We start from the raw sequence: 13,758 nt of genomic DNA, 5'->3' as shown, positions 1-13,758 counted from the left end.
AAAATATGGGAGGAAATGGATATGAAAAAGATTTTTGGTATTGCAACAACCTTATTGTTAACTGCCGCTTTAGCTGCTTGTGGCACAGGCTCAAATTCAGGAAGCTCTGACTCATCTGCGGCTGAGGGAGAATCAACAAAATTAGTGATCGGTGCATCAGTTACGCCTCATGCGGAAATTTTAGAACAAGCCAAACCTTTACTAGCAGAAGAAGGCATTGATCTTGAAATCAAAACCTTCGATGATTATGTGTTGCCAAACAAAGCATTGGAAAATGGCGATATCGATGCCAATTACTTCCAACACATTCCTTACTTGAACAAACAAATCGCAGACAATGGCTATGATTTTGTCAATGCTGGTGCGATCCATATCGAGCCAATGGGTCTTTACTCAAAACGAATCTCTGATATTTCAGAACTAGAAGATGGTGCAACGGTTCTTACTTCCACTTCTGAATCTGACTGGGGTCGTATCCTAACGATTTTACAAGATGCTGACTTGATCACTTTAAAAGACGGCGTTGATACAGAAACGGCAACCTTTGATGATATTGCTGAAAATCCGAAAAACTTAGAATTTAAACATGACGTCGATCCATCTCTTTTGGCGACTGCTTATCAAAACGACGAAGCAGACCTAATTGCCATCAATGCGAACTTCGCATTCGGGATCGATTTGAACCCAGCGGATGATTCTGTTTTATTAGAAGCGGATAATTCGCCTTATGTCAACGTGATCGCTGTCCGCAGTGGCGACGAAGATAGCGACAAAATCAAGAAATTGATCGAAGTGCTGCATTCAGACGAAATCAAAGACTTTGTGGAAGAACAATGGCAAGGTTCAGTGAAAATCGTTGATGCTGACGCAAAATAATTCACTGCCAACTAAATGAACCTCAAAAGAGCGTGTCGCTACTTAAGCGGACGCTCTTTTTTTTGCGGAAAGGCAATGATCGGTTGGAAAAAAGAGAGCTCTTGCCAAATGCATTCATAGAGTAAGGGCAACTCGGGATGCTTTTTTAAGAGTTTTTCGTAATGGGGAAGCTGAGTCAAAAAAGCCTGGACCAAGCGTTGGGAACGTTCAGATAGGCAAGGATTTAGTGGCGGATAGACAAATAAATTGCCTTCCAGTAAGGCGCCCAAAAGATGGGCTTGGAAAATTTTCGACAAAAGCACTTCTAATGGTTGCTGGAGCGGATGCTCCGACAAAATCGGCGTGATGATTCGGCGCAAAAGGAAGGCTTCTTCTGTTGGCACATAAAAAGGTTCCAGTGTTAGCAGCTGTTGCCACAAAAATAAATAGCTGCGTTCACCAACTAAATAAAAACGCGGCACAAAACATGTTGGATAAACTTGCTGAGTAAACGTGGCGGGGGTGTTGGGATAAAAAGCGTTTGCCCGCAACTGATGAATCTGCTTCAGTTCTTGAAACGCTTGATTAGAAGAAAGCGTCGGGCTTGCTAAGAGGGTGAGTCGAAAAATCACATAGCGCAGTTGCCGTTCATTACCAGTAATCAAAGGAAAACTGCGACGGTCGATCCTTAGATGATAAGGTGCCAAAAAAAAGGAAAAGGACAAAAAGCGCCGATGCAAACTGGAGGGGCTCAGGTAATACCGCTTGTGGAGGTCTGCAAAGGAAATGGTCGGCATTTTTAACAGTAACAAGAGCAACTGATAGTTTGTACTTTTATTAAACAATGCAGCAAGCATTTCTGTATGGGGGAAGTTTTTGCTGGCTAGGGGCTGCTGCAAATCATGAAAGGCACGAATGTGTCCTTGCTGCACATCATAATGGAAGGAAGGGTCCTCGTTTAAACAACTGGACAGTAGCCGACGGATCGTTTTGACGGAAAGATTTTGATCGGCAGCAGCTTTATTCAAAGGAAGGGGATTTTCGCTCAAGAGCATCGTGGACAGACGCAGCATTTGCATAATATCTTTTTCAAGGATATTTTTCAAAACCAGGCACCTCTTTCAGCTGAATTTTGCAACTGTCCTTATTATAAGGGAACTTCACACGTTATTTTAACACACAAAAAATAGTCAATAAAACGTAATAAAAAACGGGGGATTCATTGGTTGCTTCCTCGAACCCTGTATATTATAGAATTAAATGAGAGGAAGGAATCAAAAAAAACCACCTTTTAAAATAAAAAGGGTGGTTTTTTATGTAAGTAACGTTATAAAAAGAGAAACACGAAGCGCTGTTAACGAGTCTCGCTAGGCAATAAAATCGTTTGCCGCTGCCCATCGTCATACACATAGACTTTTTGGGGATAGAGGTCGGAATAACGGTAAGGCAGATCAACGCCGAGTTCGATTTGACTTTGTGCTTGAGAAAAAAGCAGTGTGACACGACCGTGATTGTTTTGGACTTCAAAGGTGAGCAGATTTGTCAACGGAATAAACCCTTTTAAATCGAGATCGATGATTAACCAAATACTATCGATCAGTTCGCCAGGCAGTGTTTGAACAATCCCGCCAGAAGCGTAGCGGCTGCGGTGATCATCAAATGTTTCAAACATAAAAACCCCTCCTTCAAGTAGGCTTGCCAATAACATCAAATTTGTCTATTTATCATAATGAAGAACCGTCAAAAATGCAACTACTTCTGCTTTTCTTTTTGGGCAGCGACGCATTTTAACTATTTTCTTAAAAATTTGATGGGTTGGCTGGATCAAGCTTTCCCATGATGTCTTTCAGTGGAAAATAGTCAGTTGCAGCTCACCAGCTCTTCGTAAGAATGAAAAAGACTCTTAAAGGAAAAGCCCTTCAAGAGTCTTGCATTTCTTAGAAGTGTCTGTTGATTGAAGACGCGATCTTAAGAACGATGTTCTATGATTATTCTTCGTCTTCACCGATAACTGCTGGTTCAGCAGCTTCGCCAGCTTCTTCATCTTCAGTGATTTCTTGTGGTTCAGTAACCGCAACGATTTGTTCTTCTGGATCGGTCACGATCGTGTACTCGTCGTTCTTAGGCAGATCAGCCACTGTTAATGAATCGCCGATCTCTAATGACGTTACATCGATCTCAACACGTTCAGGCAATTTGTCTGGTGTTGCTGATACAACGACTGTATACAAGTTTTGTGCTAGAACACCACCAGCTTTGACACCAGCAGATTCGCCAATTAAGGTTACTTCTGCTTCTACTTCTGTTTCTTCATTCATATCGACAGATAGGAATTCAACGTGGGTTAAATTGCGTGTGAAGGTATCTGATTGATACTCTTTGATCAGTGTATTGACTTTTTTGCCTTCTAAACTGATCGTGATTACGGTATTCAATCCATTTTCACGCAAGATTTTTTCTAATTCTGCTGCATTGACAGCAATCGGTGTGCTTTCTACTTTGTACCCATTGACAATTGCAGGTACTTTTCCTTCGTGGCGCAACTTGTTCCGTAAAGAACGTGGGCGAACTTCTCTTTTCGTAACTTCTAATGATACTGACATAACTCAATTCCTCCTAAAATTTTCTCGTTAATAACGAGATTTTTTAAGCAAATTTTGTTAACTCTGCACATTAAGTGGTACGTGAGTGAAAACACGCAAAAGGGCAGTTGTGTACACAACTGCCCCAGAAAGTTTTGGTTCAACTTTTCTCCACCAGGTCATAACGCTGTGTATGAGAAACTATATTTACTTTACTCTTTAACCTTACGCAAAAAGACAAAGAAAGTCAAATCATTTGAAATCCTGGCAGTTTTCTTTCGCTAGATCCTGAGCTATAATAGCCACTATGGAGAAAAATTTATGCGTTTAGATAAAGTGATCGAGCAACAATTGAATACTTCTCGTAAAGAGATGAAACGGTTGTTTCAGCAAGGGAAAGTCCTCGTGGATCAAAGGATTGAAGGGCGACCTGAGCGCAATGTCGATAGCGCCATCCATCAAATCATCGTTGCGGGTCGTCAGTTGGAGACGCAGGAACGCTATTATATCGTCAACAAGCCCAATGGTGTCGTTACAGCGAATGTTGATCAACAGCACCAGACAGTGATCGATTTGATTGCACCAAAGGACCAGCACCCAGATCTTTATGCCGTCGGTCGATTGGATCGGGACACGGAAGGGTTGGTATTAGTTACGACGAATGGTCAGTTAGGCTATGACTTGCTGCATCCCACCAAAAAGGTGACCAAGCGATATGAAGTGGTGGTCAATGACTTGGTGACTCCTGAAGATGTGGCGGCATTTGCCACAGGGATTACCTTTCATGGTGGTGTCACTTGCAAACCAGCTGCCCTAACGATCATCGATGCCCGAGCGGCTCGTTCCTTTGTTTCGTTAGAAATCGCTGAAGGCAAGTTCCATCAAGTGAAAAAGATGTTTTTAGCCCGAGGGAAAAAAGTCATTCAGCTGAAACGAACAGCGATGGGTTCGCTAGTTCTACCAGATGATTTAGCAGTGGGGAGTTATCGCTCGCTGACGCAAGAAGAATTAAGAGGACTGGCGGCGCATTTCCGCTGAGAAAGAGGGAGAAAATGAAGTATAAAACATTATTATTTGATGTCGATGACACGATCCTCGACTTTCAAGATACCGAAGATCAAGCCTTAAAAGCACTATTTAAAGCTCATGGCTTGGAAATGACCCCAGAGCGCAAACAAAGCTATCAAACGATCAATCATGATTTGTGGCAGCAGTTTGAGCAAGGGAAAATTACGAGAGACCAAGTTATCAATGAGCGTTTCGGTTTGTTTTTTGAAACGCAAGGCATTCAGGTCGATAGTCCAGCAGTTGAATTGGCCTATCGGGAATTTCTAAATGAAGGACATAAACTGTTAGACAACAGTGATGAGATCTTAGCGGAGTTGGCGCAGCATTTTGACCTATACGTGGTGACGAACGGGGTTTCTGAAACCCAATATCGCCGCTTGGAAGATGCCAAATTAAAGCCGTATTTCCGTGATATTTTTGTTTCAGAAGATACAGGGTATCAAAAACCAATGAAAGAATATTTTGACTATGTGTTTGCTCGCATACCAAACGTTAAAAAACAAGAGACAGTCATTATTGGCGATTCACTGACTTCAGATATCTTAGGCGGACAACTGGCAGGGATCGATACGATTTGGTTCAATCCAAAGAAAAAAAACAGTGGTGAGATTCAGCCTACTTATGAGATCGAACGTTTGCAGCAATTACTTCCTTTATTGCAGCACTGATTCTACAGAAACAGTAGTAATTTGCCGAATTTTCGCTATAATAGAACCAGTGTGAATTTTTTAAGATGAAAGAGGTTAATTGAATGACGAATGGCAAGCCCATTATTATTGGTGTGACAGGTGGATCAGGTAGTGGAAAAACAAGCGTGAGTCGGGCGATCTTTAATCATTTCCCCAATCATTCTATTATGATGCTTGAACAAGACTCCTACTATAAAGACCAAAGTGATCTGAGCTTTGAAGAACGGTTGAACACCAACTATGACCATCCTTTTGCATTTGATACTGATTTGTTGATCGATCACTTGCAACAGCTGCTTGCATATCAAACGATCGAAAAACCCGTCTATGATTATGTCGCGCATACCCGCAGCGAAGCAACGATCATTCAAGAACCCAAAGAAGTCATTATCTTGGAAGGGATCTTGATTCTAGAAGATGAGCGATTGCGTAATTTAATGGATATTAAACTTTATGTTGATACAGACGATGATATTCGGATTATTCGCCGAATCAAACGTGACATGGAAGAACGTGGCCGGACATTGGATTCTGTGATCGAACAATACTTGACGGTGGTAAAACCGATGTATCATCAATTCATCGAACCGACAAAACGGTATGCCGATGTCATCGTACCAGAAGGCGGCGAAAACCACGTAGCCATCGATTTGATTACGACCAAAGTAGCGACCTTCTTATCCTAAGTTTTTTTATCCATCAATTGGAATGTTTCTATTTGAAAAGTAACAATTGATTCATGAAAAACTGCTGATAGGCACTCTTTCTTGAGAAATGCTTATCAGCAGTTTTAATTTTATAAAAAACAGTAGTATTCCGACTAAATTTATGGTAAAGTAATCCTCATGCGACGAGTCGAGAAGGTCTAGCATTAGCTGACCAGATTGATAGCAGAGGCACACCGCGTAAGCAACCTACCGGATTTGTAGGGTGTCGGAATATTCCTTTTGTGGAGATAGGGTATTCTACTAGCAATAGTACTGTGAGTAAAGAAAGCTGTGAACATTTTTGTTCACAGCTTTTTTTTGTTCATTTAGGTGAGAGAACAGCGATAGATGGTGGAAGACTCTCCCCAAGGATGGTAGCCCGTTCCGATCGGTTCAAAAGCAAATTTCTCATAAAAAGTAGAAAGATCCGTACATAGATACAGAGAATCAAAACCAGCTCCAGCAGCACGTTGCTTGGCTGTTTCGATCAAAAGGCGGGCACCGCCTTGGCCACGCCACAAAGGGTCCACATACAAGGCGCAAAGCCAAGGGGTCAAATCCATCCGACTGATGAAGTCGTTGGGGATCAAGCCACCGCAGCCGATGATTTGATAACGTCCGTCTGCTGCGATTTCTTCGTTGACCAGCAGCAGCCATTGCGGCAAAGGATTTGCTGAAAAACTATGGGTCAGGCTATCCTCATAAACCATGAGGGAGTCGGGACCAGCCCACTGTTTTTGGAAGTAACGAATGGCTTCTGCTAAGTAGTCAGGGTGTTCTTTAAGGGTGATGACCTGCATTTGTTTTTCTCCTTTATCCTTCTTTAGGTAAACGAATCTGAAAAATAACCCCTCGTGGCTGCAAATCTTTGACCTGGATTTGTCCCTTGTGCTCTTCAACGATTTGCTTGGCGATCGCTAAGCCTAAACCATAGCCGCCGGTCTCTTTGGAGCGGGAACGATCCTCGCGGTAGAAGCGGTCAAAGATACGGGCTTTTTCTTCATCGGAAATGGCTGGTCCTGTGTTTTTGACCTCGATCAGCCATTGCTTGTTAGAAATCTCCGATAAGAGGGTGATTTTATCACCACTGCTGGTATATTTTAAGGCATTATCTAGGAGGATCACGAGGACTTGATGGATTTTCTTTTGGTCAAAGCAAGCGGTCGTTTTGGCAAAGTTTTCGACAACAAAGTGTTTTTGATCCAATTCGGCAATTTCTTTGAAAGGTTTGACTAAGTCATCGATAAAAGGAGCTAGCTCGATGGTTTCTTTTGTCAAAAGCAATTGATTGGAATCACTGCGGGCGATCGTCAGTAAATCCGCCGTTAATCCAGTCAGCCGCCGAGTTTCCGCTAACGCTTGGGCGATGCTTTCAGATTCTTCAATGATCGTATGATTGGGCTTGGTAAACAGGCGTTCCAGACTGTTTTGAATGATCGTCAATGGAGTGCGCAGCTCATGGGATGCATTTTCGACAAATTCCTGCTGTTTTTTCCAGGAGGCTAAAATGGGGCGCATGTTCAAGCTGGAAAGCAAATAGCTGATCCCGATCGAAAGAATCCAGAAAAAGATCATCGATAAAATCAAAATCGTTTGGAAATTGTTCATCGCATTTTTGATTTGGTTAGTGTTCGCCAAGACTTGGATATAGCCGACACCAGCATCATTTGTTGGTGCTTTGGTGGTGATCGAACGAAACAAAAGGGTCTCTTCTTCCTCTGACAAGGACTGATCCACCACTGAAAAAGATGTGATACTGTCTAAGTGGCTTGTATCTAAAGATAAACTTGCCAGTTGTGAAAAGCGGCCGCCCAAGGTCTGCTTGTTTAATATCTCACCGTCTTCAGACCAGAGAATCAACTGGGTATTGAAGCGATTGGTCCCAGGGATCTTTGGCATGGCACTATCTGGTGGCAATACCTCTAGATTGGATTGCGAAGCGCTGATCTCTGCTTGGATCAAGCGGGTATCTTTGACTGCTTGTTCCAAAGAAATGTCGGTTTGCCGATAAGCCGATTGGTTGAACAATTGGAGGACGATGGTTCCTAAAAGTAAGAAAACCAACGCAAAGGCACTGACATTTAGGAGAAAGGAGTGCAGCCGTTGTCTCTTAGAGCGTTCTTTATTCATAGACTAGGCTCCTTGCATAATATAGCCGACATTTCGCAACGTACGGATCTCTTTGTCGATCCCTGTCTGGCGCAAGTGTTTCCGCAGATTGCTCATATAGACTTCGACGACAGTCAAGGTCGTTTCTGAATCAAATCCCCAGATGCGATCAAAAATCTGTTCCTTAGTCAAAATAATGTTTCTATTTTGTAGAAAATAAAGCAGCAGCTCAAATTCTTTCCCTTGGATCGGCAAAAGCTGCCCTTGGTAACTGACCTCATTGGTGCCAAGGTTGCACAGCAATCCGTTATATTCCAGTGTATTTTCATTGAACAAACCTAAGGAGCGTTTTAGCAACGCTTTGATCCGCATCAATAATTCTTCCCGATAAAAAGGCTTGGTCAAATAATCATCTGCCCCTTTTTGAAAACCAGTCACTTTGTCTTCTAAGCCGTCTTTGGCTGTTAAAATCAGGACGGGTGTTTGGAGTCCTTTTTTTCTTAGGGCAGAAAGCACCTCATAACCGTTCATCTCTGGCATCATCAAGTCGAGAATAATCAAATCATAGATCCCCGTTTCTGCCTCGTATAAGCCTTCGCTGCCATCATAGGCTTGTGTGACGTCACCGATCTCGCTGACGATTTCTTTCATATTATCAGATAATGTTTTGTCATCTTCGATCACTAATAGTTTAATCATGTTCCCACCTCTTTAAGGATAAGAATAGCACGAATAGCATAAAAAATGCTTAAAAAACTGTTTTGCCTTAAGCTGCATTTAAGATAGCTGCCGTAAATTCAGTGCATGGATTTCAAGGGAGGAACATTTTTATGAAATTGAAAAAAGTCTTTCAAAGAAAAGAGACAAAATATTTAATAGCCAAGGAGCAATTTCCTGCATTTCTTGCTGAGCTTCAGCAAAGAATGGCGATCGATGAATATGGGCAGCACACGATTATGTCCTTGTATTACGATACCCACGATTACCGCTTTATTCGTCATTCGATGGACAAACCGAAATACAAAGAAAAATTTCGGGTCCGCAGCTATGGCATACCGACAGAGCAGCAGTTGATTTTTTTAGAGATCAAAAAGAAAGTCAATGGCGTGGTCTACAAACGCCGAATCCCGCTGCCCTATGCTGACTATTGTCGCTGGTTGCAAACAGGGGTCTTGCCGTCAATGGCAGAAGCACCGCAAATCGCTGCAGAGATTCACTGGCTATTTAAGCAAAACCCAGACTTGCTGCCGAAAGTGTTGATTGCCTATGATCGCTTGTCGCTGTTTATTGATGATGATAGTGAATTTCGCGTGACATTCGACCAAAACATTCGCTTTCGCACCTATGATCTTATGTTCGGTTCTGGCAGTGAGGGAGCGCTGGTAGCACCTGAAATCGGGGTGTTGATGGAAGTGAAAGCCCTCGGCGCTTATCCATTATGGTTTGTGGAGCTGTTGAACAAATACAGCGTGCGCAAAGGTAGCTTTTCAAAATATGCCCAAACGTATCAACGGCATTTGTTCAAGAAGGAGGAATGGTTACATGTTATCTAGTCTGTTTTCTGGCGATACGAGCACCTTGGAATGGCGTAGCTTATTGATCTGTATCGCCGCCTCATTGCTTTTAGGAATATTGGTAGCTGCGATCCATATGATCCGCAATGTCTACACAAAAAACTTCGTTATTACCTTGGCGGTCTTACCGATCCTCGTTCAATCCGTGATCATGCTAGTCAACGGCAATCTTGGCACAGGTGTGGCGATCTTAGGCGCCTTCAGTTTGATTCGTTTCCGCTCGGTTCCAGGAGGGTCTAGAGAGATCACCAGCGTCTTTTGGTCGATGGGGATCGGTCTGGCAACTGGGATGGGCTACGTCGGCTATGTCGTGATTTTTTCCATCATCGTGGCGCTTTTCTTGACCCTTTTATACACGGTACCCTTTGGCGATCGACAAGCCACGAGTGAACGAGAACTGAAAGTCACGATTCCAGAAGATTTGGATTATCCGCAACTATTCGATGATCTCTTTGAAAAATATACGCATTCTGCCAAACTGACATCGGTTCGAACGACCACGATGGGGAGCTTATATGAGTTGCGTTATCAGTTGCTGTTAAAAGACCAAGCGCAAGAAAAACAAATCATTGATGAAGTTCGGGTTCGTAATGGCAATTTACCCGTTGTTTTAGGCAAGCTCACCGCTAACCGCGATGAGCTGTAGAAGGAGGAACCTCTTATGAAAAAACTCATTTATCCGCTCTTACTCTCATCGCTGCTCCTAGGCGCTTGTGGGCAAACCGATAGTAGTAGCACGAGCAGCAGCTCCAGTTCTGCAGCGGCTGTTTCAGGTTCTGCCGCAGTGACCAACGTTGCAACGACTCTTGATGATGCTACGGACTATTATGGCAGTTACGAAGAAGAAGACGTGGATGCCTCCTACGATGAGGCGACCGCCACGCAACTTGAATTGAATGACGGCGATACGACGGCTGTTGATGGAGTTGCAGTGGAAGACCAAACGGTGACGATCACGCAAGCTGGTACCTATGTCGTCAGCGGTTCCTTAAGTAATGGTCAACTGGTTGTCAACGTCAATAAAGAAGAAAAAGTCCATCTGATCTTTGCGGGTGTCACGATCACCAATGAAGACGGGGCGGCAGTCGTCATCGAACAAGCAGAAAAAGTCATCACGACCTTAGCCAGTGATACGACAAATACTCTGATAGATGGCAGCAGCTACACCTTGGCGGAAGGTGAGACGGAACCAGATGCCGCTTTTTATAGTAAAGAAGATTTGTCCATCAACGGTGATGGAACGTTGGTGATCACAGGAAATTACAGCAACGGGCTGCGCAGCAAAGATGATTTGGTTTTAGCTGGTGGCACGATTGAGATCACAGCGAAAAACAATGCCATCAAAGGAAAAGATTCCGTGTCGATCTTGGCAGGGAACTACACACTGAACACCACTGAAGGAGATGGCATCCAAGCGAATAATTCGGAAGATGCGGAAAAAGGCTACGTTGCGATCGATGGCGGTACCTTTACGATCCAAAGTGGGCGTGATGGCATCCAAGCAGAAACAAATTTAGGCATCCAATCAGCCGATCTCACAATCAAAACGGCTGACGGGGCACAAAGTCAGTCGCTAGTGACGGATGAAAGCTACAAAGGATTGAAAGCTGGCGGTGTGATGACCATCAGCAGCGGTACCTTTGCGATCAATAGTGCAGATGATAGCCTGCATGCCAACGATACCATCAACATCACAGGTGGTACGATCACTGCCAACAGTGGTGACGACGGCATACATGCGGACAATGAATTGACGATCTCCGATGGGACGATTGCTATCGAAGAATCCTATGAAGGACTAGAAGCAAGTGTGATCACGATTGCTGGTGGTACGACACACGTCGTGGCTAGCGATGACGGGATCAATGCCGGTGGCGGCAGTGATACAGAGGAAACCACTGGCCAATTTGGGCAAGACAGCTTTGGTGGCGGTCCTGGCGGTGGCGATACCGCAGATGACAGCAAACAAATCACAATCACTGGTGGGACGTTGGTGGTCGATGCCGAAGGGGATGGCCTGGACAGTAACGGCAATGTCACTATGAGTGATGGGGTCGTCATCGTAAATGGTCCAACGACCGGTGGCAATGGCGCTTTGGATTATAACGGGACGTTTGAAATCACTGGCGGTGTCTTGTTAGCTGCTGGTACGACCGATATGGCCATGAATGTCAGTGGGGGAAGTCAACAGTCGATCGGGATCAGTTTCGATCAAACCCAAGCAGCAGAGACCCTTGTGACCTTAAAGGATAGTCAAGGACAGACGATCTTGTCCTATGCACCAAGTAAAAGCTACCAACATGTGGTTCTTTCTAGCCCAGATTTGACGGATAGCAGCTATACATTGGTCAGTGAGGGAACGAATGATGCGCAAGCTGTTTCTGGTTATTATGCTGGTGGGACCCTTAGTGATGGGACGGAATTAGGAACGTTGCCCGTCACGGAAACGATCGCCAACTTGACCCAATCAGGAGCGACAGCGACAACCAATCAAATGGGTGGCGGCTTTGGCCGTTAGTTGAAGGTTCCTCGATCATTCCCTGGGGGTCATCAATAAAACGTGCAGATCGCAGAAGACAGCTGCGGTCTGTTCCAACGTTTTGAAAAATTAGGGGAAGATTTAAGTTCAATTTAAGCTAAGGTTCTTATAGTCGAAATACAATAATTTGCCATTCAGGAGGAACAAAGATGAATTTTTTGAAACGAGGGCTCCAAAGTTTATGGGCGAAAAAAGGCCGGAGTCTGCTGCTGATCGCCGTATTTTCTGCAATCTTGATTTTTGTATTGGCGGGTTTGACGATTCGCAGTGCAGCGCTAGTAGCGACTGAAAATGCTCAGAAAAGTGTCGGCGCAACCGTGACGTTGCAAGCCAACCGTGAGCAGGCTTTTCAGCAAAGAAGTTCTTCATCTGACAGCGATGACCAGAGCACACGTCCAGATCCAGGGAGTTTTCAATCGACACCTGTAGCGATCACAGATGCCCAAGCAATCGCTAATTTAGACGGGGTTGCTTCATATAGTTTTGAAGTCAGTACCTCGGCTGATGCCGTCAGCGGGATCGAACCGATCTCTAGCAGTGACTCCTCGACAGAGTCAGAAGCAACCGATAGCAGCGAGTCGGGGCAAATGGGCGGTATGCCAGGAGGTATGCCTGGTGGGAGTATGAGTACAGGTGATTTCCAAATCACTGGCGTATCAACCAGTGCGGCGTATACGACTTTTTCGGAAGGAACAGCGACGATCACGGATGGAGAAGGAATTACTTCTGAGGACGAAGGCACAAACCAAGTCTTGATTGAATCCTCACTAGCTGAAGCGAATGATTTAGCGGTCGGAGATACGTTTTCAATCACTGATGCAGAGGACAATGAAGTAGAAGTGACGGTCAAAGGAATCTATGAAACGAGTGAAGTTGGCAACAGCATGAGCCAAATGTTTAACTTTCTCAACCCAGCCAACACGATCATTGCCTCTTATACCCTTGCCAATACGTTGAGCGGCAATGAGGACACCATTGATTCAGCAACCTATACCTTGAGTGATCCGTCTGAAATGACGGCATTCGTGGAAGAAGCAGAAGGATTGATCGATACAGAAACCTATAGCATCCAAACCAATGATCAGATGTATCAATCGATGCTGACACCGTTGAATAATGTCGCGAGCTTTGCCAAAAATATTATTGTGTTAGTTGCTGCTGCCGGTATCATTATTTTGACGTTGATCGTGATGATGTCGATTCGGGAACGTCGCTATGAGATTGGCGTATTGCTCTCTTTAGGCGAGTCACGAGCCAAAGTGATCCTACAGTTTTTCACAGAGATTTTTGTCTGCATGGTATTTGCTTTAGGGATCGCGGCCGCTAGCGGCAATCTTGTCGGTAATGCCGTCGGAGAGCAATTATTGGCACAGCAAACCGAAACGACGACGGATCAGGCAGCTGCTGAAAACGCTGGACCTGGAGGCGGAGAGATGCCGCAAATGGGCGGTAACCGTGGCGGTTCTTTCCCATCCTTCACCCAATCAGCAGAAGTGGAGTCCTTAGAAATTACCGTTTCCCCTCAACAAATTGGTCTATTGGCATTACTCGGTCTAGGGATCAGCTTTGGCTCGATCTTACTCTCGTCGGCGGGCATTTTGCGGCTGAACCCGAAAAAAATCTTGGTTTCTTAGG

Annotated in this window: 14 protein-coding genes; 8 read left to right on the top strand and 6 right to left on the bottom strand. The window is 44.3% G+C overall.

Going from position 1 to position 13,758, the window contains the following annotated elements; translation table 11 throughout:
* Positions 1-21: 21 nt before the first annotated feature.
* A complete protein-coding gene (locus IGI72_RS15795; RefSeq protein WP_010749087.1) occupies positions 22-876 on the top strand; it encodes a MetQ/NlpA family ABC transporter substrate-binding protein in 855 nt (284 codons plus the stop codon).
* A gap of 38 nt (positions 877-914) precedes the next feature.
* On the opposite strand, the gene IGI72_RS15790 is transcribed toward IGI72_RS15795, so the two are convergent.
* The 3 genes from IGI72_RS15790 to IGI72_RS15780 form a co-directional block, all read right to left on the bottom strand.
* Positions 915-1,961, bottom strand: a complete 1,047-nt coding sequence (locus IGI72_RS15790; protein WP_213354847.1) for a helix-turn-helix domain-containing protein — start codon at positions 1,959-1,961, stop codon at positions 915-917.
* Between the two features lie 248 nt (positions 1,962-2,209).
* Entirely contained in the window at positions 2,210-2,527 is a 318-nt protein-coding gene (locus tag IGI72_RS15785) for a DUF960 domain-containing protein (protein WP_005227922.1), read from the bottom strand.
* Between the two features lie 316 nt (positions 2,528-2,843).
* Complete coding sequence (locus IGI72_RS15780) at positions 2,844-3,458, bottom strand: 50S ribosomal protein L25/general stress protein Ctc (RefSeq protein ID WP_015510436.1); 615 nt, start codon at positions 3,456-3,458, stop codon at positions 2,844-2,846.
* Positions 3,459-3,758: 300 nt separating this feature from the next.
* On the opposite strand from IGI72_RS15780, the gene IGI72_RS15775 reads away from it, so the two are divergent.
* The 3 genes from IGI72_RS15775 (at position 3,759) to udk (ending at position 5,880) form a co-directional block, all read left to right on the top strand.
* Positions 3,759-4,475, top strand: coding sequence for a 16S rRNA pseudouridine(516) synthase (locus tag IGI72_RS15775; RefSeq protein ID WP_016609902.1), 717 nt, complete (start codon positions 3,759-3,761; stop codon positions 4,473-4,475).
* Between the two features lie 14 nt (positions 4,476-4,489).
* Positions 4,490-5,173: a YjjG family noncanonical pyrimidine nucleotidase gene (locus IGI72_RS15770; RefSeq protein ID WP_438754742.1), complete on the top strand. Its 684-nt coding sequence runs from the start codon at positions 4,490-4,492 to the stop codon at positions 5,171-5,173.
* Positions 5,174-5,256: 83 nt separating this feature from the next.
* Positions 5,257-5,880 carry a uridine kinase gene (gene udk / locus IGI72_RS15765; protein WP_005227927.1) on the top strand — a complete coding sequence of 208 codons (624 nt, stop codon included), beginning with the start codon at positions 5,257-5,259 and terminating at the stop codon, positions 5,878-5,880.
* 347 nt (positions 5,881-6,227) lie between these two features.
* Here udk and IGI72_RS15760 read toward each other — a convergent pair whose 3' ends face one another.
* Genes IGI72_RS15760 through IGI72_RS15750 form a run of 3 tightly spaced genes read right to left on the bottom strand, consistent with a single transcriptional unit; the run spans position 6,228 to position 8,709 of the window.
* Positions 6,228-6,701, bottom strand: coding sequence for a GNAT family N-acetyltransferase (locus IGI72_RS15760; RefSeq protein WP_005227930.1), 474 nt, complete (start codon positions 6,699-6,701; stop codon positions 6,228-6,230).
* 13 nt (positions 6,702-6,714) lie between these two features.
* Entirely contained in the window at positions 6,715-8,031 is a 1,317-nt protein-coding gene (locus tag IGI72_RS15755) for a sensor histidine kinase (protein ID WP_005227932.1), read from the bottom strand.
* A gap of 3 nt (positions 8,032-8,034) precedes the next feature.
* Entirely contained in the window at positions 8,035-8,709 is a 675-nt protein-coding gene (locus IGI72_RS15750) for a response regulator transcription factor (protein WP_005227933.1), read from the bottom strand.
* A gap of 131 nt (positions 8,710-8,840) precedes the next feature.
* Between IGI72_RS15750 and IGI72_RS15745 the strand changes: the two genes are divergently transcribed.
* The 4 genes from IGI72_RS15745 (at position 8,841) to IGI72_RS15730 (ending at position 13,757) form a co-directional block, all read left to right on the top strand.
* Positions 8,841-9,563 carry a polyphosphate polymerase domain-containing protein gene (locus IGI72_RS15745; protein ID WP_121260667.1) on the top strand — a complete coding sequence of 241 codons (723 nt, stop codon included), beginning with the start codon at positions 8,841-8,843 and terminating at the stop codon, positions 9,561-9,563.
* Positions 9,553-10,230 (top strand): DUF4956 domain-containing protein, encoded by a 678-nt coding sequence (locus IGI72_RS15740; RefSeq protein ID WP_005227945.1) that lies wholly within the window; start codon positions 9,553-9,555, stop codon positions 10,228-10,230. Before IGI72_RS15745 ends, IGI72_RS15740 begins: the two co-directional genes overlap by 11 nt.
* Before the next feature lie 15 nt (positions 10,231-10,245).
* Positions 10,246-12,102 carry a carbohydrate-binding domain-containing protein gene (locus IGI72_RS15735; RefSeq protein WP_438754741.1) on the top strand — a complete coding sequence of 619 codons (1,857 nt, stop codon included), beginning with the start codon at positions 10,246-10,248 and terminating at the stop codon, positions 12,100-12,102.
* Positions 12,103-12,272: 170 nt separating this feature from the next.
* A complete protein-coding gene (locus IGI72_RS15730) occupies positions 12,273-13,757 on the top strand; it encodes an ABC transporter permease (protein ID WP_284590737.1) in 1,485 nt (494 codons plus the stop codon).
* Position 13,758 lies beyond the last annotated feature (1 nt).

Source organism: Enterococcus sp. DIV1059_2 (assembly GCF_051713685.1).
Taxonomy (GTDB): Bacteria; Bacillota; Bacilli; order Lactobacillales; family Enterococcaceae; genus Enterococcus_D; species Enterococcus_D casseliflavus.
The sequence above is the reverse complement of the archived record's forward strand: the minus strand, read 5'-3'. Positions and strand labels throughout refer to the sequence as shown.